This window comes from Candidatus Dechloromonas phosphoritropha (assembly GCA_016722705.1).
Taxonomy (GTDB): Bacteria; Pseudomonadota; Gammaproteobacteria; order Burkholderiales; family Rhodocyclaceae; genus Azonexus; species Azonexus phosphoritrophus.
In genome coordinates this window covers 607,173-625,776 of record JADKGN010000004.1, presented here as the reverse complement: position 1 = coordinate 625,776, position 18,604 = coordinate 607,173, and the positions used below count along the sequence as shown (strand labels likewise).

Sequence of the window (18,604 nt, the reverse complement as noted above, 5' to 3'; positions counted from 1 at the left end):
TGCGAAAGCAATAGTCGTTTTACCTATTTCAACGCTTGCCAGGAGGAAAATTCTAATGGCTCACCGGATTATGTACTCCGTCCTTGCCGGGATTGTTGTATCCGTCGTTTCACTCCCAAGCATTGCTAAACCCATACCAGATGATAGCTTGAAGGTAGTCCTCATTCGGCACGGAGAGAAGCCGGAAACCGGCGATCATCTGTCCTGCCAAGGGGAAAACCGCGCTCGTCAATTGTCTGCTGTCCTCTACAACAAGTTCAACAAACCGAACTATACCTACGTCCCATCCCTGAGTCTGGGCCCATCGACCGGCCACGCGAGAATGTTTCAGACGGTAGCTCCGTTTGCCATCAAGTACAACCTGACGGTGAACAGCAAATTCGATGAAAAAAATTATAAGGATGTCGCCGTCGACGTGCAGAAGAAAACCGGTACCGTATTATTGGTGTGGGAGCACAGCGCTATTCCACCTCTCGCGAAACGGCTAGGGGTCAAAAATCCACCAGACTGGAAGGATAGCGATTTTGACAGCATCTGGATCATCACGTACTCCAAAGGCAGCGCATCGCTGTCAATAGACAAGGAGGGGCTGAACCCCCCGACAGATTGTGGTTTGTGAGCCCTTAGCAAAGCGGGGAATCTTTGGGATTCAATAGGAACATACGGCGACAATTCCCTCCTCACCTCGCCGCACCCGGACATTTCTGGTGCTCAGTTCGCTTGCATTCTTTGGCCCTGGCTTACTGGTGCCCGCCTCGCTAAGCAAAGATCCAGCCTGGGTTGCTGCCAAGACAAAGCCAAGTCTTTCTATCTTCCTCCTTGGCAGCAAGCCTTGGCCCCGATGGGTCTTCGCTTCATAATCGCTCGAGGCTTTGGCGCATGGCAGATTATTACAACGGCTAGCAGCGCTTCTTCCAGCATTGGTACTGACGATGTCGTTCAATGACGTGCCGTCGAACCTAATGGCCTGGCTTGGTTTGGCTGAATTATTTGCGGGATAAGGTCAAATCTGGTGTATGGGATGCTTTTGGCATCAGTTGATCAGGCGGCGACCTGCTGCTGTTGCATGTCATCTGGGGTTACCGGGACACCATCCTTGAAGACAGTGCCGGACAGCAATTCGGCGATGCGCTCGACGCCGCGGATGCGGCGCCATGATTTCTCGGCTTCCTGTACCAGCTTGAAGGCTAGTCCGAGGAAGGCGGATCGCCTCACACAGTTCTTCGTTCGTGTGGTGCGATGGCGGACGGTCGCGAACGTCGACGCGATCGGATTGGTCGTTCGCAGGTGAATCCAGGGTTCGGCGGGGAAGTCGTAAAAGGCCAGCAGCGCCTCGCCATCCTTCACGAGTTTGTCGGTCGCCTTCGGATACTTGGCGCCGTAAGTCTTCAGGAAATGGTCGAAAGCGACGAGGGCCTGGGCGCGGGTCGGCGCCATCCAGATTTCATGCAGATCCGCCTTGGCTCTGGCTTGCAGCGACTTGGGCAGGGTATTGAGGACATTGCCGGTCTGGTGCACCCAGCAGCGCTGCCGGCGGGGTTCCGGATAGACCTCGTCGAGCGCTGCCCAGAAGCCCAGCGCGCCGTCACCCACGGCCAGCAACGGGCCAGATTGAACACCGCGCCCGGCCAGGTCGCACAAGACATCGAGCCAGGATTCCTTCGATTCGCGCAGACCGTCGCCGATCGTGACCAGTTCCTTGGTTCCGTCCGGCGTCACGCCTATGATGACCAGCAGACATTGTCGGGCATCATTCTCCTGGCGCAATCCGGTGTGTATGCCGTCCGCCCGCCAATAGATGTAACGACTGGTCGACAGATCGCGCTTCATCCAGCCGGCGTACTCGGCCGCCCACTCACCCTTCAACCGAGAAACGACATTCGGACTCAGTCACCTGGCCTGGTCACCGACCAGCACAGTGAGTGCTTCGCGCATTTCACCGGTAGAAATGCCTTTCAGGTACAGCCAGGGCAACGCCGCCGTAACGCGTACCGACGGCAGCGCCGTCCAGCTGTGAGTGAAGTCGAATGTGCAGCTTAAACTGACTGAATTACTGTCTTGACTCAGGGGGCCACTTCAGACCTGGGTGTACGGAAAAGCTCGGTACGCAAATTGTTGGCATTTGTGTCCGCCGCGACCTCTGCTTACAGCTTGGCAGGCTTGGTCGACTGGAATCCTCGGTAGCCCTGCGAATCGGCGAGCCTCAGCGTAGATGCCCCCGAGAATCGGTAGCCAACATAGCGGGTGTGCCGGCGCTGCCGTAAATGACTGGATGTTGGTTGGGCGAGGAATTTCAGACAACTCACTACCCTGCCCGTGCACTCATGAGAAGAACTTGTGATAGCTTGTCGATGACCGAAGCTTTTCGTCGGCCAAACAACTTATGAAAGGGAACTCATGAAACTACTTCTGCAATCGATTGCCCTGAGTGCGGGACTGTTGTTGACCGTCCACAGCTTCGCTCAAACCGCTCCAGCTCCTGCCAAGCCAGCCACACCCGCACCGATGGCCAGCCCTGCTCCGTCAGCTGCGGCACCGATGGCCAGCCCTGCTACGCCGGCTTCCCCGGCAAAGCCCGCAGCCCCAACAGCAATGGAACCCAAGAAAGGGGCATACAAGACGTCAGATACTCCCGCAGCCGGAGGTGGCGAAGGTAAGGTATGGGTGAATTCTTCATCAAAAACTTACCACTGCCCGGGAAGCAAATACTACGGAAAAACCAAAGCCGGTGAGTACATGAGCGAAGCTGACGCCAAAGCCAAGGGCAATCATCCGGTTCACAATAAGGCTTGTTCATAGCCGCGCAAATTTCTTGTTGCAATCCGAGCGCCCCGCCTTGGCGGGCTTCTCTTTGATCAATCTGTTCTTTTTTGAAGTATTCTCGGTAGCGTCTGGCCTGCTGTACTGTCTGACGATAGGCCTGATGACCTCACGCGAGGGTTTCGTCGCTTTCCTTTTGCCGGAGGTGGTAATTCATGGGGCACATCGTCTGGACGATTGTCATCGGATTCTTCGCTGGTTTGCTTGCGAAGATGTTGACCCCGGGTAGCGGGCCCGGTGGGTTCTTCATGACCGCGGTACTTGGCATAGCCGGTTCGCTGCTTGCCAGCTATCTCGGTCAGGCGCTGGGGTGGTATTCGGCTGGGCATGTCGCCGGCTTTATCGCATCGGTCATTGGCGCCATCGTGCTGCTGGTCGTTTACCACTTGATCACCCGCAATAGCGGTCGTTAGACGGAGGCTTGGATTATGGGACTGTTGGATCTACTTTCACAGGTTGTCGCTGGCGGAGCCGTTAGCGGCGAGCATTTCGACCAAGTCGCCCAGAATGCCCCTGACGAGGTAATCGCCAGCGGATTGACACATGCATTCCAGTCTGAACAGACGCCTTCCATTGGTGACATGGTGGGCCAGATGTTCGGCAATTCAAACGGGCAACAACAGGCAGGCATGCTCAACCAGATCTTGGCAACTCTGGGCCCCGCAGCCGCTTCGGCCTTGGCGGGAGGAGTCCTGGGGCGGGCCTTGGCGCCAGGCAGCACACAGATCACGCCGGACCGGCTTCTCAACTGACAGCGGAGGAGGTGCAGGCAGTGGTCAATCACGCCCACCAAACTGACCCGGGTGTCGCTGACAACCTGGCCAACTTCTATGCGCAACACTCGACGCTGATCAAGACACTCGGCGGAGCCACCTTGGCGGTAGCGCTGGCGAAGATGAAGGATCATGTGTAACCGTCCGGTTACCCGCGTCTATTTTCTGAACGGGGGCTGCAGGAAGATTGAGCCCAGAGGGGCATCTCAAATTTGTGCCCACAAAGGAATTCATGGACACAAATTCGAAGTCAGTTGTAGTTGCCGGCCGACGCGGTCGTTACCAGCATTACCTGCGGGCATTGAAGCTGGCGCTTGTCGAGCAGACGCTGCGGCCCGGGGTCGGGGTCTCGGTGGCGCGCATTGCGCGCATCGCGGATTACCCGGTCAACCGCGTCAGCGACTTGCTGCCGTGGAAGGTCGCTGCACAAATTGATCAGCCAGCCTATCCTCGCCTGCCTGATTCGCGCGAACCCCGAAAGACGGTGGTGGGCAGACGGTTACGGCAAGCCAGTCGAAACATGACAATTGTAAGCTACCAGTTAACGGGACTATAGATGCGTGGAGTGGAACGGTAAGCGGCAATTGGGCCCGCGAGGTCGTCATGATCGGCCACAAGGGGCACCCGGAGGTCGAGGGCACGATGGGGCAGAGCCGTGACGGCATGTACCTCGTCGAAACCCCTGAAGACGTCAGGAGCCTCAAGATCGGCACGCCGGACAAACTCCCATTCGTCACCCAGACGACGCTCTCGGTCGACGATGCGCCGGTCGTCATCGGCGCGCTCTGGGAGCAATTCCCCGAGATCCAGGGGCCGAAGAAGGACGACATCTGCTACGCCACGCAGAATCGTCAGGATGCCGTCAAGGCGCTGGCCGAGCAATGCGACCTGGTTATTGTCGTCGGCAGCCCGAACAGTTCCAACTCGCGCCGCCTCAAGGAGGTGGCGATTGCGCGCGGCGTGGACGGCTACCTGATCGACGGCCCCGAGGAAATCGAAGCCGGCTGGCTGGTGGGGAAGCGAAAAATCGGTGTCACCGCCGGCGCATCGGCCCCGGAAATTCTGGTCAAAAGGGTGGTCGACCGCATCAGCCTGCTGACCGGAGCCCAAATATCACAGGCGATTGGGGTCGAAGAGAACGTTTCATTTCCGTTGCCGAAAGAACTGTCTTCGCATTGATCCAACAAAAAAGAATAATCCTACCTGGATAATTCGGGGCGTAGCGGAATCCCTTCCGCTACGCAATCAGTTCCAGCAACGGTTCGTGGTCGGTGTTCTCTCACCGGTGTTGCTTAGTGAAAAAACGCCACAACTGTCCGTTGCTTGCGCCCCGGTAGGCGTTGCGCAAAGCCTGAAGGCATTTGCCGAAGGGTTCGTGGTGGTCTCCCCGCTACACGCTGTTCCGCCACTTGAAGTCGTGTCGAAACTAATCGTATAGAACCCGTCCGGAGAAACAGCCGGCGCGACGGTGCCGATTACGGCACCGTTATAAGTCATCCGCTCGGTATAGAACTTCTCCATGGCTTGTGCTGCTGTTGTTAGCGCTGACTTGGCGTCGGTTCTGCGCGAGCGCGATATATATTCCAAGTAACTTGGATAGGCGATCGCAGCGAGGATCGCAATCACCACCACGACGATCATTACCTCGATTAGTGTAAACCCACGTTGATTCATTGACTTCTCCATTGGTCAGTCGGTCAGTATCTCGCGCCAGCCAAGGCGGCCCGCCTTGCCTTTACCGAGATCCTTTTTGACTATGGTTTGTCCGGCACTACCGAAGTCAAACTCGACATCAGCGCCTTTCGGGTTGGTGATGATCACGCCGGGTGGTGTGATCCCCGTCGTGCTCTTGCGTGCCGAAGCAAAGGCATTTGTACCGCCGAAGTTCTGCAGGCCCGAGACATCCGGGTAGGCAGACCATGTCAGGCGACCGCCGTTGAATGCATCGACGAAGTATTCCCACGAATAGCCGCCGGCTGCGCAGATATCGTCAGAGGGAACCGTACTGACCACACGCAAGATAGTTCCGCCACGCACCTCGACATTGTTGCTGATCCGTTCGCCGGTATCGGGCAGGTTGAAGTACCAGCCATCTTTCGCGGCCCAGTCGATACTGTTGTCGGTGAGCGTACGGTAATCCGTTGTTTCGGTTTTCGTGACTCCTCCGAATGCGAACGTCGACGTTGCCGAAACGGTTGCGGTAATGACCTGCTGCTCCTGAAGGTTCAGGCGGTCTGTCGAAGCGACCGAGGTGGTATTCATCTTGTCCCATATCCCGTATACGGTCTGGGCTTGCGTAGTCAAGTCATCGGTCTTGAAGAGATAGCTTCCCGTGCCGAAATTCAGCAGTACGCCACCATTCGGGTGCCGAATGGCGTCCGGTGCGGTAGTAATCGGTTGGCGGGCCCTGGTGCCTTGCTCGTCCCACGCGACATAGAGCGGGTCCGGGTTGCCTGCTGTTCCCAGCGTGATGTCCCAGTTAGTGGGGTTCTGGTCGGTGAAGTCAAAACGCCACAGGTTTCCCTTGATGTCACCCGCATAGACATAATCAACGATGCCGTCACCATCCAGGTCGACAGGGGCGATCTCGGCCAGAGCGTTCGGGCCGGTCGCCGTCATGTCGCCTTGCTTGACATTGATTTTCCTGATCAGGGCGCCAGTTTTCGCATTGAGCACGAAAAGCGCGGCATCGCCGGTGGTGCTGACGTTGCCGTCAGCTTCGGTGTTGTTATAACCGCTGTTGATCAGCACGTGCCAGGTCCATTTGTCGCATGATCCGGACACGCGGGTGGTGCACAGACGAACGATATACGGTCGCCCGATCGTGTAACCCATGTCTGCATCGTCCTTGTCGGAGAATTCCCATTTGACCAGGGTCGAGGCATTGGCCTCCGAAAAGGTGGCGGGGTCGGTTACATCAAGGGCAAAGATGCCCTGGCCGCCAGCACCCAGTGCGCCAACCAGCAATGAGCGCCAGTTGCCGTCGCTGCATGAACCGACGTTTTCCTCGGTACAGATATCGCCGATAGTCGGGGTGGCATCAACATAGTAGCGGTGCGCGTTGGTGCTTCCGGTCTTGCCGTAGTCGGCTTCGGTCAGCTTGCTCAGGCCCCAACGGGAATTTCGCAAACGGTACACATCACTTGGTACATAAGCCAGGAGTTCTTCACCGGTCGTCGCATTGAAGCCGTGCAACATGCCGTCATTGGCGCCAACATAGATCATTGACTGGCGGTTTCCCTTGCCCGTCGTATTGGCGCCACTGTAGTCAGCGGCGAACTTGGCATAGCTTGCATCAGCAAAGCCGCCATTCGGCCGTGCGACGTACTGGGATTGCGAGTTGATGATGTCGCCCAGAAGATTGGTCTTGCCTGTCGGCGTACAGGTTACCGATCCACTGGTTGAGCAATACGCAACGCCGCCACCCGATGGACATGAATACGAGCCAACGCAACTCGAACTGGCAATGTTCGTCAGCAAGATTTGCGGGCGTGTGCGCATGCCGACTACATCCACCCCGCGCAGGAAGTCAACACGCTTGTCACCGAGACCGTCGACAGTGCCAGTGGATAACATGTTGAGTGAGTTCTGCAAGACGCCTGGGGACGACATGCTGCTCCACTGGAAGGGGATGCCCCGTGATCCGGCCGCCTTGTCGGGGTCATAGGTGAGGATGACGCGGCTGGCCGGAGATTTTTTCGTCAACTCGATCTGGGCTTGCCAGGATGGGTCGCCGATGCTCGTCGCCGTAACAGGATAAGCGAGAAGCTCGCCGCTCCAGCCGTCGCTGTTGAATCGGCCGAGGAAGATCTGGGTATCCGTCTGCAGGGTAAAGGAGTTGGCGGTGGTCGCCGCTGCGGTACCGGACGTATCCTTGATCTTGCCCAGAGCGTCGTCCAGTTGGCGAAGCAGTCGCAGCGGGTTGACTACCAGGAAGTAATTGTCGGGAACCTTGTCGCCATCGGCATCCCATTCATTGACCTGCGGCACGCCATCGCCGTTGATGTCGTTGAAGCCGCCGTATTTCGCCGCATACCAGAGCGGGTCATTCAATATGGTTGCCGAGGTGCCCGTGGTATTGGGCGTAAAGGTTCGGGTTGCGAAATTGCTGGCGTCGGGGACGTCAGTATCCGCGCTGGAGCGCAAGGGCAGGTGGTAGGCTGAGTTGGCGCCGGTATCGCTACTGTTGGGACGATCCAGGAAGTATTCGGGGTCGCTGCCGTAGTCGGTATCACTATCGCGCACCACCAGATAGGTGCCGTCGGCGGTGGTGCCGGAGATGACATAACCCATGTGCTGAATAATGCCGCCGGCCGCGTAAATCGAATCGACCTTGACCGATACAGTGTTGTCGGCATTCAGCTTGACCTCATACAGGGCAATCGCATCCATGTCGTGGTCGGCACCCTGCTCGACGTCTTCGTAATTGATCCTGAACAGGTAGTATGGGCGACCGCCATTGACATTCGCATCCATGTTGCCGACCGCGGTATTCTTGATGGCATCCACGTAAAAATCGACAATCTGGTTGGTCGGCTGGAAGGCTCCCTTGGTTGCACTGATGCTGGATCCACCAACCGATTTGGCAAAGGGAACAATCGTCACCGGCTTGTCCGGTGATCCCGGAATGGGAATCTGAATGGTCGGCAGGGGTGCGGCGAGCGCAATCGAGAAAGTACCCAGTTTCTGGTTCCCGGTGACCGGATTCAGGTCGTTCAGCAATCCGAAATTGGCAACGCTGGCCGAGTAATAGCTTCCCTGACGCGTCGGGTCGCTCGGTGCAAGCCCGCGGATGTTGCCGAAACTTGAGGCGGTCTTGGCTGTGGGCGCGCCGTCAAAATTGATGCCAACCTGGCCGATGAAGATGTCCTTGTTGGCGCTGGCGCCGAACTCAAGATTCCACAGATCCTGACCTCTGCTTGAAGCATCAAGCGTCGCGTTATTGATTGTGGCCGCCGCGACGCTTCCAAAATTGCTGTTGACGCCCGGTACCTTGTCCGAGTCGAACGAAGGGTAGACATCGCTGATCAGCATCAGGAAGGGCTTGGAGCAATGCGGGAACGGACCGGTATCCGGGATGGGGGCTATTTGTGCTGCAGTATAGGGGTTGGTCCAGGTCGTGAATCTTGGCAGGCCGGTTCCGCCAGCGGGCAGGGTAACGCCATCATCCCGGGTTCTGTTGGTCGTGAATGCCGGAGTGGCCGAGGTTGCGCCGGAGAAATAGCGAACCGCTTCATACATCATTTCCGCAAGCGGATTTCCCCACATCTCGCACTCGCCCGGGTTCATCGCCCGGGTAGTGATCCAGCCGCAACTGTAGGAATAATCGCCATAGTTAAAACTGGTGATGTGCAGCCGGTTGATTGTGCCGACAATGCCGGCAACGCAGGCGCTGCTTGAAGCGGTGCCGCAGGTGCTGCCGGATTCCTTGAAAATGCCGGTCGTGGTTTCGATTTCGTTGGTGATCGACGACATTGGCTTACGCAAGATGCCGCCATCGGTGTTCTGATCGTAAGACCCGGTCAGCAGGCCAAAGTACATACCGTTGTTGTCGCCGTACTTGTGCAGCAGGCCGGTCGGCTTGTAGATTGTCGTCGTTCCATCGGTGTAGGCCTTGCAATTGGCTTCGCGGCCATAATTGGCTGTGGCAGGAACTCCCGAGATCTCCTTGCACACCTCGGTACGGACGGTGTAGTCCGTCATGGTCGATGCCGCGGTGGTCGTGTTATAGAAGGTTTGCTTAAGGTTGCTGAACTTGGCAGCCGGGACCACCGCCCACGCGTTGCCGCTGTCTGGACCCTTCCATCTTAGTCTCCAGCCTTCACCGCCTTGATATTCCTGATGACGAAAAACGATCGCGTGGCTGCCGGCAGTGAGATTCACCGTGGCGGAGTAGCTATCGCAGTTGCAAACGCCATGGCCGCCGTACCATCCAACGACACGAGTTCCGTCGATCCAGAGTTCAACCGCGTCGTCGCCATCGACAGAGAATTGGTAGCTGCCGGCGGTGGAAACGATTAAATCTCCTGTAAAGATATCGAGATAATTGTTGTCCGGGTTTGTCTGATAGGGGTTCAGATCGGTTCCGATCTGATCGATGTTCGCGACGTCTCGAAAGCCTTGAAGGTGCCCGGAGGTCGCGTAGGTAGTCACCAGCGCATCGTACTCTGTGGCATTGTTCGGGAAGCTGGCATAGGTGCTGCCCGAAGTGCAATTGCTCCGCGCGTTGTTTCCGGTCGCGCAATCGGTGCCGGCGACCGGGCGTTCGATCGAGACCCAGTTCCAGATTCTGAAGCTGCTATTGCTGAGAACGCGCATCAAGGGGGGGTTCCCGTAGCCGGTCAGGGTGACATTGGCGAAGAGATGGCGCTTGTCCGTCTCTGGAAGCGCGAGTGGCGTGTATTCCGAAATGTCGTACCCGTCGTTGGCGACGCTGAGATATTCCTTGCCCCAACTGTGGGCATCCTGGGGTATGAATGCGCGCTCCAGGGTGGTCTGCGTCGTGGTGTCGGTGCTTCGGAATCCGCCGTACAGCACCTTGCGCAAGGCATCGATGCGCGATGTTGTCACATAGTTCAGAAAATCACCGCTCCAGTAGTTGCCCGAGACTGTGCATTTCTTGTTGTAGGTTTCGGGCGTGGTGCCTAGCGCGTCGCTCATGGCGACGGGTATAAAGATGCCGCCTGAATAGGAGTAACACTTGTAGGAGTCAAATTGACCGTAGTACTCAATGATCCCGGGTTTGTAGCCGACGTCGAGACTGCCGTCTCCGTTGAGGTCAGAGTAGTCGTTGTACGCTTCGTAATAGAGCTTGTGGTCGCGAGCCATGGTCAGCAAGACCAGCGGCGGCTGGCTGGCCTTGACGAACAGGGGGGCATTGGCCAGGGTCGCGGCCTGAGCGCCGGTTGTCTGAATCAGGCAACCCAGTGTCAGCGAGAGAATGGCGACAAATTGGCCGGCGTTCGATTGGCGGGTGCGTATGGGATTCATGGCGCGATCCTGTGAAAAAGCTTGGGTCAATTGGGGCGAATCAATGATTGCAGCATGACGCGGCTACTGGGATTCAGCCCGAACCCGACTGCTGTAACGCGATAAACGGTATTGCTGCCCGAGCCGCCGGGATTTACCTTGAGTGAGCCCGAGGCACCCGGCACGGTCAGGCCTTCGATGATGTAACGTGGCGGCGCAGGGAATCCGGGAAGTGCGACGGCGTTTGTGTAGGTGCCATAAGAAACGCTTTTCGAAGCGCCTGTCCCTGATTTCCAGGCAGCATCAGTCTTGACCAACTTGACCCATAGGGGTGCACAGTCAGTGCTGGACGGACAGACATTTGGCAAACACAAGCCATCCGCACCGCAATCGCTGACGAACCCTGTGAGTCCGTTGACCCGCGAGCCGGTCAGGATCTCTCTCTCGGCATCCCTTAGCGCACTCTCCGCAGCCTGAAAGGCGTTGTTCCAGTCCCGGTGGCTGCCGACCATGCGTTCTTCAAGAATGCTGGTGCGCATCAGGGATAGTACGACCAAGGTGAGAATCACGAGCAACATGATTGCCGTAACCATGACAAAACCCCGCTGCCTGGTTGTCGCGGTCGACCTGAATTTTGGGGCAATTTTCATGGCGGGCATTTAATAGGTTCGGTTACGGGCGACAGCCGTTTCGCTAAACACCCGCCGCAAAATTCGGTCTGAAGGGGTCACTTCGTATTCCGCGGTGTCGCCGGGCTCTGTCATAAAAGTATAGGTTTGGCTACCGGTGGAAACGTTGGCCCCAGAGGAACGGACGAGCAGTTCTATCTTGACCGAGATGACACTGGACCAATTTGCTACGCCCGATGCAGTGACATAACTATCGACGGTTCCGTTACCGTCGCTATCGACGCCGTAGAGAATTTGCATGTCTTCGACGTTGTTCAGCAATTCACGTTTGGTCGAGGTGCCGTTGGTCCCTTCCAGCGCCAATGCATAAAGCGAGCGCGTACCGGGGTTGGACACAGAATCCGCAATGAAATAGGCGTTCGAGAACACACGCATCATTGATGATCCGGGTTTGTAAACGTAGGAAGCGGCTGCGCCGGATGATGGGCAGGTGACACCAAGGTATTGGGAGCAGTTGCCGGGGCTGCCGCCGGCATCATGCTCAATAATGTCGGCCGCCACGGCGCTTGCCTGAAACATGGAGGCCTTTGAGCAGTCGGTTATCATTAAAAGCTCACCAGACTTCACCGAATGCCCGAGAGTTTTAATCTGGGCAGCGGCGGGATCATGCGATTGAACGACCATCTCGCCGCTGCCACTGCCGCCCATGAGAATCAGTGCGTCAGTTCCACTTATAGCTCCGGCGCCGCTCAGTACGGATGGGAGCGTATCAACACCTCCTTCGTAGCCACGAATCGGCGTTGCGATGTCCAGCAACGGGTTGGAACTTCCATTGCTGATGATGTTGGACGTGACGACAGATCGACTGCAACCGTTGTATCCGGCCATCCGGATGTCCCGGTTCATGGTTTCCAGCGCGAAGCGCCCGACTTCCTGAATGCGCGCCACTTCATTAGCATAATTAAAGCCGTTGCGGGTGTTGACATAAAGCACACCGATGGCGCCAACGACAAACAGGCCTATGGTCAGGGCAATCAGCAGTTCAACGAGCGTCAGACCGCGCTGCCTGGAGTTCGAGCGTGGAGAGGAGGCAATCATGGTTCGAAGGTGATCCAGAAGGATTTGTTTGCAGCACCGCTGCGATTCTCGTCCCAGGACACGATAATCGCGTACCAGTTTGAATTTGCGGTCTTGTCTTTACATACTGCGCCGGCGCCCATGGGCAATTCCGTCATGTTGGCGCGTTGCCAGCAACTGCTATCGAACGCGACCCCGGTGCCAGAGCAGGATGGAGGGGTGGTGCTCGAAGTTGTAACCACCGGAATGCCGCCTCCTTTGATGGCAGTCAGAAGAGTCGAACACGAGGGGGATCCACTGGGGAGGATTCCATCATATTTGTCGGACTTGGCATCAACTGGGTTGCCACGCATGCGGTCCGCCATGTCGTAGGTCTGTTTGATTGCAATCGTCCGGAACTGTGAGTCCGCGCCAGCCTGCAATCCGCGCAAGACAAGGCTGGCAAGCCCGAGAAGCCCGAATGCAACGACGACAATGGTCACCATGACCTCAATCATGGAGAAACCGCGATTTGATGAAATTTCAGTTCTCATGGGCAACTGGCCGTAGATGATTTCAGGGAGGCTCGCCCGGTTGAACTAACCTCAATTATTCGGCCAAAGTTGCCTGTTCGATCATCGCAAAGTGCGAATGTACCGATAGTCGTCGAATTAAGGGCGCCTGTCGGGCGATATTGGATATAGTTGCTTGTTGCCGCTCCCGCAGAATTGGTGAAGCCGGCTGCGGTAATGGTGACGCTGCTCTGGGTGTCGGCTGGTGTTACACGGAGCACCGTTTCTCCGGAATCGACCTCGCCCACGGTTCCGGAAGTGCTTTCGTCAACAAAGATCATCCGGCCGTTTTGCCATGCCGAGCCGGTCTCACACGCTGCACCATCGGCACTGATGCACAAAGTGACGCGCTTGCCCAGGCGGGAAGACTCGGAGCGCGCCAAGGCGAGGTCGGTCAGCAGGTCGTTGGTCGCCGTCGCCAGGCGGTTGTTGAGCAGCAGCGTCCGAAAACTGGGAATGGCAATCATCCCCAGAATTGCCACAATGGTAACGACAATCAGCAATTCCAGCAGGGTGAATCCGCTGTGCTTGAGAGGTTTCGTATTGGCAAAATTATTCATGGACTCATATTAACTGTTGTGGCATTACTTGCCTGTCAGGAGAGATCAGAGGGTGTGCCAATCCGACGAACGGTGCCGGAGCGGCGGACGACAACGACGAAACCTACTTAGAATTGCTGCATGTCCAATCGATTTTCGTTGTTTGTCTGTCTGGCGCTTTCCCTGATCGCCCACGTCACATTGATACTGCTGGCAGGCTACCCGGTTTCTCCAGGTATTGGTGATTTGCAAACAGGCACCGCAAACTTCCCTCTCCAGGCAACTTTGTTGCAATCACCCGCTCTTGTTTCAGCATTGCCTGATGCAGGGCCGGAGAGTTTGTTGGTTGCCCCCGAACCCGAGGAAGGGCACGCTACGAACAGGGAAGTTGGGCAGGAAGCAAAAAGTTTGTCGGGCGAGGATGAGCAAAAGCCTGTCGTGCGATTGTCTGTCGATGATTACTTGCCGCGTAGTCGCCTGGATAGAATTCCCAAGTTGATTGGAAGCGTCGATACGAGCGCAAATTTTGAAGGGATGCTGGGCTTGGTCGGTGAGGCGGAGATCATCGTTCTCATCTCCTCGGACGGGGGCGTGGATGATGTCCTGGTCGCGGAATCGACTTTGCCGAAATTCCTGGTCGACAAAATGATAGCGGCCTTCAAGGGTGCCAAATACGAGCCGGGCATGGTCGGTGGGTTGAACGTAAGAAGCCGTTTGAGAATACGGTTTTCCGCGCCGAGCAATGACGAGATTTTGGGGAACCCAAGTTCGGCCAGAGAGCGGGCATGGCGTTGAAGAGTATGGAAAATCAGTTTCGGGCTTGCTCAAACTTGATATCATGCCCTATAATTTTCTTCTTTAGCTTTTTCTCGGAATTCATAATATGGCCAATAGCGCACAAGCCCGCAAGCGTGCCCGTCAAGCTGACAAACAGCGCTCCCACAACACCAGTCAACGTTCGAGCCTGCGCACCGCGATCAAGCGCGTGCGCCAAGCCATCGAAGCCGGCGACAAGGCCGCCGCTCAGGGCGTCTTCCAGCAGTCCGTTGCCATCCTCGATCGCATCACCGACAAGAAGATCGTCCACAAGAACAAGGCGTCGCGTACCAAGAGCCGCCTGTCGGCCCAGATCAAGGCGCTGGCTGCTGCCTGATCCTTGCCCGGCACAAAATTGAAAGGCACCTGCGGGTGCCTTTTGTTTTTGCTACAGTGCGCATGGAATATCTTGCCAAGCCAAATCGCCAAAATATTCGGAGGCATTCCATGAGAACTCATCAGGAGATTGATCAGCGTAGTCTCGCGCTGCATCGCTTGGTCGCGGAGCGGGTCATGCGTGATCCCGCCTTGTTCGAAAAGGCCAGACTGACGCTGGCGCGGTGGGGCCGGACGGTGTGCGTTGCTTCCCAGCCTTATCTTGAGGAGTGGGAGCGCCTGATGAATCAGGGAATCGAGGCTTGCCTTTCGGTTGCCGTTGAGGATTCGCAGCGGGCAGCCGCGTTGCGCCAATCGTCGCCATTTGCTGGCGTTTTGACCAATCGGGAACGTTTTGCCTGCCTGAAACAATGGCGTAACGATCATGAAGCGCAGTGAACTTGAACATTTGATTCGCGCTGCGGCAGCGGTTACCGATCAGTGCGAAATCGTGGTGCTACGTAGCCAATCCATTCTTGGTGCGGCGCCCGATGCACCAGCGGTTCTGCTGCAGTCGCGGGAGGCTGATTGTTATCCGCTGCATCGTCCGGATCTCGCCGATGTGATCGATGGTGCGATCGGGGAGCTTTCACCGTTTGATGAACGATTTGGCTAGTACGCCCAAGGGGTTGGTCCGGAAACTTCCATTCTTCCGCCAGGTTGGGCGGACGCCTGGTGAGGATTCAGAACGAAAACATCGATCTGAAAATTGGTTACTGCCTTGAGCCACATGATCTCGCGGCATCCAAACTGGCGGCTGGTCGAGATAAAGACTGGCCGTTTGGCGAAGCGATGCTCCGTCACGGAATTGTGGATGGTGGCATCGTTGAGGAACGGGTTGCGCTGCTTTCGATTGCCTACGATCAAAAGAAACGTCTAAGCGAGTGGATTCGGGCGCGCAGCTTGTCCTGAACCCGATTGCCGCGTTACTTCCGGTCGTCCAGCGAGCAGACGCCGTCGATGATCTGCAGGTCGTTGTCCTGAGCGAAGTTGAGCATGAAACGGTAGGCCATAGGCTCGATTTCGCTGAGGCGACCATCGACGAACACTGCTTTTTCGCCGTTGTAGTCACCGGGGCCGACGTAGGGCGAGTACTTCATCTTGCGCTCGGCGCCGAAGGCGGACATGACGCCACACAGGCGTTCTGCCCAGTCGCTGGGGCGAAACTTGCGTCCTTGCGTCGTCAGGCCGACGATTACGAAGGTGGTCGATTCTTGGTTTGTCATTGTTCCACTATGCTGGGTAAGGCGTTGCGACCTCGTTTCCAAGGCATTCTAGCAGAAGCGCCGAAGCTGCGGCGTGACTTGATGGAACGGTCGGGCCGCTCGGCGAAACGATATCGCTTCGCACCCGCCACGGTGCATGATGGTGCAACGCAATGCTGCGGGAACTCACGGGGTATTCCATGACAACGCATCAAGAGATTGATCAGCCATGTCTTGAGGAGCAGGAGCACCTGATGAATGCGTGGGCCGAGGCTTGTCTTGCGGCGGCGGTTACCGATCAGTAGGAAATCTTGGTGGTCGGGACAAAGGCGGGCCTTTCGTGGAAGCGATGCTTCGACACAAGATAGTCGATGGAATGGTCGCCGTGGAGCGGATCGCGCTGCTGCCGATTATTGGCGAACACCAGCAACGGTTACGCGACTGGGTTCGCGCGCGGGGTGTCCTGAACCATTTTCCTTGGTCTTGCATGCGGAAGCCGTTGCTGATTCGCCGGTCGTTGCACTGCGCGAACCCGATCTGAACCAGCGGGCCATCGATTCGGTGGCCGTCGAGGAGAATGGCCTTTTTGCCGTCGTGTCTTGGTGAGGTTTGACCGGTTAGTCTTCTATACAAGGCATTGTTTTTGGCTTAACATTCTCATCTTCGCAACCCTTTTCGGTGTCAGCCTGCCGTCGGGGTTGCGGTCGGTTCCGGCGGCAATGTCCGCCGTTTTCGTTTTCTGGGGTTGTCCGATGTCGCATGTGATGAATACCTATGCCCGGCTGCCGGTGGCGTTCAGCCACGGTCAGGGGTGCCGGATTACCGATAGCGAGGGCAGGGAGTACCTGGACGCATTGTCGGGGATTGCAGTTTCGACGCTCGGCCATGCCCATCCGCGGCTGGTATCGGCGATCGCCGCCCAGGCCGGGCGCCTGCTGCATACATCCAACCTCTATCGCATCCGCGAGCAGGAGGAACTCTCCGACCGGCTGGCGGAATTGTCGGGGATGCAGGAAATCTTCTTCTGCAATTCCGGTTGTGAAGCCAATGAAGCGGCGATCAAGCTGGCGCGCTATTACGGGCACAAGAAGGGCATCGGCACGCCGACCATCATCGTCATGGAAAAGGCCTTTCACGGGCGGACGATGGCAACGCTTTCGGCCACCGGCAACCGCAAGGCGCAGGCGGGTTTCGAGCCGCTCGTCTCCGGCTTCGTGCGCGTGCCGTATGACGATCTCGAGGCGATCAAGGCGATTGCCAGGCACAACAAGAACATCGTCGCGGTGATGCTGGAAATCATTCAGGGCGAGGGCGGCATCAATCTCGCTTCGCTCGAATTCCAGAAGGGGCTGCGCCAGCTGTGCACCGAGCAGGGCTGGCTGCTGATCTGCGACGAGGTACAGTGCGGAATGGCGCGTACCGGCAAGTGGTTCGGCTACCAGCATGCCGGCATCCGGCCGGATATCGTGACGCTGGCCAAGGGCCTCGGTTCGGGTGTGCCAATTGGCGCCTGCATGGCCGGGGGCAGGGCCACCGGACTGTTCGAACCGGGCAAGCACGGCTCTACCTTCGGCGGTAATCCGCTGGCGTGCGCAGCGGCGCTGACGACGATCGCCACCATCGAGCAGGATGGCCTGATGGCGCGGGCGGAATGTGTCGGTGCACTGATCCGCAAGCTGTTCGCCGAGGCGCTGGCCGGCGTCAGGGGCGTCGTCGAGATTCGTGGCTACGGCCTGATGATCGGTATCGAACTCGATCGCCCGTGCGGCGAGCTGGTAGGCAAGGCGCTGGCCGCCGGGTTGCTGATTAACGTGACGGCAGACAAGGTCATCCGGCTGCTGCCGCCGCTGATCTTCGGTGAAAATGAGGCCAAAGAGCTGGTCGACCGCAGTGCTCCGCTGATCCGGGATTTCCTGGCGTCCTGACATGGCGATCAAACACTTTCTGCAGTTCCGGGATTTCACGCGCGACGAGTTCGAATACGTTTATGAGCGCACGCGCTGGATCAAGAACGAATTCAAGTCCTACCGCAAGCACTGGCCGCTCTGCGACCGCACGCTGGTGATGATCTTTGAGAAGGCGAGCACGCGCACGCGCCTGTCCTTCGAGGCCGGCGTGCAGCAACTGGGCGGTTCGGCGATCTATCTGAATACGCGCGATTCACAACTGGGGCGCGGTGAATCGGTCGAGGATGCGGCACAAGTGATCTCGCGCATGAGCGACCTGGTGATGATCCGCACCTTCGAGCAGGAAATCATCGAGCGCTTCGCCGCGAATTCGCGCGTGCCGGTGATCAACGGCCTGACCAACGAATACCATCCGTGCCAGATCCTGGCAGATATCTGCACGTACATCGAGCATCGCGGCTGCATCCAGGGCAAGACCGTGGCCTGGGTCGGCGATGCCAACAACATGTGCAATACCTGGCTGCAGGCCGCCGAGGTGCTGGATTTCAAGGTCAATGTATCGACGCCGCCGGGTTACGAGATCAAGCCGGACCAGATCGGCGTGGTCGATCACTCGCATTTCGAGGTTTTTGCGGACCCGATGGATGCCTGCCGCAGTGCCGACCTGGTAAATACCGATGTGTGGACCTCGATGGGCTTCGAGGCGGAAAACGAGCAAAGGATCAAGGCCTTCGCCGACTGGCAAGTCGATGGCGAGATGATGCGGGCGGCGCATGACAATGCTCTGTTCATGCACTGCCTGCCGGCGCATCGCGGCGAGGAAGTCACCGCCGAGGTGATCGACGGTCCGCAATCGGTGGTCTGGGACGAGGCCGAGAACCGCCTGCATGTGCAGAAAGCGTTGATGGAATACCTGCTCCTCGGCAGGATCGAAACGAAGTAA

At 57.4% G+C, this 18,604-nt stretch carries 20 protein-coding genes and 2 pseudogenes; 13 read left to right on the top strand and 9 right to left on the bottom strand.

Annotated features, from left to right (window positions below):
* Window positions 1-55: 55 nt before the first annotated feature.
* Complete coding sequence (locus IPP03_08595; protein MBL0352703.1) at window positions 56-619, top strand: histidine phosphatase family protein; 564 nt, start codon at window positions 56-58, stop codon at window positions 617-619.
* Between the two features lie 422 nt (window positions 620-1,041).
* Here the strand turns inward: IPP03_08595 and IPP03_08590 are convergent.
* A pseudogene (locus IPP03_08590) lies at window positions 1,042-1,989 on the bottom strand (IS256 family transposase).
* 408 nt (window positions 1,990-2,397) lie between these two features.
* Between IPP03_08590 and IPP03_08585 the strand changes: the two are divergent.
* The 3 genes and pseudogenes from IPP03_08585 (at window position 2,398) to IPP03_08575 (ending at window position 3,733) form a co-directional block, all read left to right on the top strand.
* Window positions 2,398-2,799, top strand: coding sequence for a hypothetical protein (locus tag IPP03_08585; protein ID MBL0352702.1), 402 nt, complete (start codon window positions 2,398-2,400; stop codon window positions 2,797-2,799).
* Between the two features lie 176 nt (window positions 2,800-2,975).
* Complete coding sequence (locus tag IPP03_08580) at window positions 2,976-3,233, top strand: GlsB/YeaQ/YmgE family stress response membrane protein (protein MBL0352701.1); 258 nt, start codon at window positions 2,976-2,978, stop codon at window positions 3,231-3,233.
* A gap of 15 nt (window positions 3,234-3,248) precedes the next feature.
* Window positions 3,249-3,733, top strand: a pseudogene (locus IPP03_08575) (hypothetical protein).
* Window positions 3,734-3,843: 110 nt separating this feature from the next.
* On the opposite strand, the gene IPP03_08570 reads toward IPP03_08575, so the two are convergent.
* Window positions 3,844-4,023, bottom strand: coding sequence for a hypothetical protein (locus IPP03_08570; GenBank protein MBL0352700.1), 180 nt, complete (start codon window positions 4,021-4,023; stop codon window positions 3,844-3,846).
* Window positions 4,024-4,196: 173 nt separating this feature from the next.
* Between IPP03_08570 and IPP03_08565 the strand changes: the two genes are divergently transcribed.
* Window positions 4,197-4,772 (top strand): hypothetical protein, encoded by a 576-nt coding sequence (locus IPP03_08565; protein ID MBL0352699.1) that lies wholly within the window; start codon window positions 4,197-4,199, stop codon window positions 4,770-4,772.
* A 66-nt stretch (window positions 4,773-4,838) separates the two neighbouring features.
* Here the strand turns inward: IPP03_08565 and IPP03_08560 are convergent, their stop codons facing one another.
* From IPP03_08560 to IPP03_08535, 6 genes are read right to left on the bottom strand one after another with little or no spacing between them, the layout of a single operon-like run.
* The gene (locus IPP03_08560) at window positions 4,839-5,267 is read right to left on the bottom strand and encodes a prepilin-type N-terminal cleavage/methylation domain-containing protein (GenBank protein ID MBL0352698.1); all 429 of its coding nucleotides are present in this window, start codon (window positions 5,265-5,267) and stop codon (window positions 4,839-4,841) included.
* 15 nt (window positions 5,268-5,282) lie between these two features.
* Window positions 5,283-10,583, bottom strand: coding sequence for a hypothetical protein (locus IPP03_08555; GenBank protein ID MBL0352697.1), 5,301 nt, complete (start codon window positions 10,581-10,583; stop codon window positions 5,283-5,285).
* 26 nt (window positions 10,584-10,609) lie between these two features.
* Window positions 10,610-11,221 (bottom strand): hypothetical protein, encoded by a 612-nt coding sequence (locus tag IPP03_08550; protein ID MBL0352696.1) that lies wholly within the window; start codon window positions 11,219-11,221, stop codon window positions 10,610-10,612.
* Window positions 11,222-12,289: a PilW family protein gene (locus tag IPP03_08545; GenBank protein ID MBL0352695.1), complete on the bottom strand. Its 1,068-nt coding sequence runs from the start codon at window positions 12,287-12,289 to the stop codon at window positions 11,222-11,224. It abuts the gene before it with no gap.
* Window positions 12,286-12,801 carry a type IV pilus modification protein PilV gene (gene pilV, locus IPP03_08540; GenBank protein MBL0352694.1) on the bottom strand — a complete coding sequence of 172 codons (516 nt, stop codon included), beginning with the start codon at window positions 12,799-12,801 and terminating at the stop codon, window positions 12,286-12,288. The genes IPP03_08545 and pilV overlap by 4 nt, the downstream gene beginning before the upstream one ends.
* Window positions 12,798-13,379 (bottom strand): GspH/FimT family pseudopilin, encoded by a 582-nt coding sequence (locus tag IPP03_08535; protein ID MBL0352693.1) that lies wholly within the window; start codon window positions 13,377-13,379, stop codon window positions 12,798-12,800. Before IPP03_08535 ends, pilV begins: the two co-directional genes overlap by 4 nt.
* 120 nt (window positions 13,380-13,499) lie before the next feature.
* On the opposite strand from IPP03_08535, the gene IPP03_08530 reads away from it, so the two are divergent.
* The 5 genes from IPP03_08530 (at window position 13,500) to IPP03_08510 (ending at window position 15,461) form a co-directional block, all read left to right on the top strand.
* The gene (locus IPP03_08530; protein ID MBL0352692.1) at window positions 13,500-14,153 is read left to right on the top strand and encodes an energy transducer TonB; all 654 of its coding nucleotides are present in this window, start codon (window positions 13,500-13,502) and stop codon (window positions 14,151-14,153) included.
* Between the two features lie 88 nt (window positions 14,154-14,241).
* Window positions 14,242-14,511: a 30S ribosomal protein S20 gene (rpsT, locus tag IPP03_08525; protein ID MBL0352691.1), complete on the top strand. Its 270-nt coding sequence runs from the start codon at window positions 14,242-14,244 to the stop codon at window positions 14,509-14,511.
* 110 nt (window positions 14,512-14,621) lie between these two features.
* Window positions 14,622-14,948 (top strand): hypothetical protein, encoded by a 327-nt coding sequence (locus IPP03_08520; protein ID MBL0352690.1) that lies wholly within the window; start codon window positions 14,622-14,624, stop codon window positions 14,946-14,948.
* Window positions 14,935-15,165, top strand: a complete 231-nt coding sequence (locus IPP03_08515) for a hypothetical protein (protein MBL0352689.1) — start codon at window positions 14,935-14,937, stop codon at window positions 15,163-15,165. Before IPP03_08520 ends, IPP03_08515 begins: the two co-directional genes overlap by 14 nt.
* 59 nt (window positions 15,166-15,224) lie before the next feature.
* Window positions 15,225-15,461: a hypothetical protein gene (locus IPP03_08510; GenBank protein ID MBL0352688.1), complete on the top strand. Its 237-nt coding sequence runs from the start codon at window positions 15,225-15,227 to the stop codon at window positions 15,459-15,461.
* Between the two features lie 14 nt (window positions 15,462-15,475).
* Here IPP03_08510 and IPP03_08505 read toward each other — a convergent pair whose 3' ends face one another.
* Window positions 15,476-15,775, bottom strand: coding sequence for a DUF3579 domain-containing protein (locus IPP03_08505; protein MBL0352687.1), 300 nt, complete (start codon window positions 15,773-15,775; stop codon window positions 15,476-15,478).
* Between the two features lie 319 nt (window positions 15,776-16,094).
* Here IPP03_08505 and IPP03_08500 point away from each other — a divergent pair, with 319 nt between their 5' ends.
* From IPP03_08500 to argF, 3 genes are all read left to right on the top strand, one after another.
* Window positions 16,095-16,295, top strand: a complete 201-nt coding sequence (locus IPP03_08500) for a hypothetical protein (GenBank protein ID MBL0352686.1) — start codon at window positions 16,095-16,097, stop codon at window positions 16,293-16,295.
* Window positions 16,296-16,506: 211 nt separating this feature from the next.
* Complete coding sequence (locus IPP03_08495) at window positions 16,507-17,679, top strand: aspartate aminotransferase family protein (GenBank protein ID MBL0352685.1); 1,173 nt, start codon at window positions 16,507-16,509, stop codon at window positions 17,677-17,679.
* A 1-nt stretch (window position 17,680) separates the two neighbouring features.
* Window positions 17,681-18,604 (top strand): ornithine carbamoyltransferase, encoded by a 924-nt coding sequence (gene argF, locus IPP03_08490; GenBank protein ID MBL0352684.1) that lies wholly within the window; start codon window positions 17,681-17,683, stop codon window positions 18,602-18,604.

Coding starts and splice junctions, on each gene's coding strand:
- IPP03_08595 (MBL0352703.1), top strand. CDS start 56: ATGGCTCACCGGATTATGTACTCCGTCCTTGCCGGGATTGTTGTATCC.
- IPP03_08585 (MBL0352702.1), top strand. CDS start 2,398: ATGAAACTACTTCTGCAATCGATTGCCCTGAGTGCGGGACTGTTGTTG.
- IPP03_08580 (MBL0352701.1), top strand. CDS start 2,976: ATGGGGCACATCGTCTGGACGATTGTCATCGGATTCTTCGCTGGTTTG.
- IPP03_08565 (MBL0352699.1), top strand. CDS start 4,197: ATGATCGGCCACAAGGGGCACCCGGAGGTCGAGGGCACGATGGGGCAG.
- IPP03_08560 (MBL0352698.1), bottom strand. CDS start 5,267: ATGAATCAACGTGGGTTTACACTAATCGAGGTAATGATCGTCGTGGTG.
- IPP03_08555 (MBL0352697.1), bottom strand. CDS start 10,583: ATGAATCCCATACGCACCCGCCAATCGAACGCCGGCCAATTTGTCGCC.
- IPP03_08550 (MBL0352696.1), bottom strand. CDS start 11,221: ATGCCCGCCATGAAAATTGCCCCAAAATTCAGGTCGACCGCGACAACC.
- IPP03_08545 (MBL0352695.1), bottom strand. CDS start 12,289: ATGATTGCCTCCTCTCCACGCTCGAACTCCAGGCAGCGCGGTCTGACG.
- pilV (MBL0352694.1), bottom strand. CDS start 12,801: ATGAGAACTGAAATTTCATCAAATCGCGGTTTCTCCATGATTGAGGTC.
- IPP03_08535 (MBL0352693.1), bottom strand. CDS start 13,379: ATGAATAATTTTGCCAATACGAAACCTCTCAAGCACAGCGGATTCACC.
- IPP03_08530 (MBL0352692.1), top strand. CDS start 13,500: ATGTCCAATCGATTTTCGTTGTTTGTCTGTCTGGCGCTTTCCCTGATC.
- rpsT (MBL0352691.1), top strand. CDS start 14,242: ATGGCCAATAGCGCACAAGCCCGCAAGCGTGCCCGTCAAGCTGACAAA.
- IPP03_08520 (MBL0352690.1), top strand. CDS start 14,622: ATGAGAACTCATCAGGAGATTGATCAGCGTAGTCTCGCGCTGCATCGC.
- IPP03_08515 (MBL0352689.1), top strand. CDS start 14,935: ATGAAGCGCAGTGAACTTGAACATTTGATTCGCGCTGCGGCAGCGGTT.
- IPP03_08505 (MBL0352687.1), bottom strand. CDS start 15,775: ATGACAAACCAAGAATCGACCACCTTCGTAATCGTCGGCCTGACGACG.
- IPP03_08495 (MBL0352685.1), top strand. CDS start 16,507: ATGTCGCATGTGATGAATACCTATGCCCGGCTGCCGGTGGCGTTCAGC.
- argF (MBL0352684.1), top strand. CDS start 17,681: ATGGCGATCAAACACTTTCTGCAGTTCCGGGATTTCACGCGCGACGAG.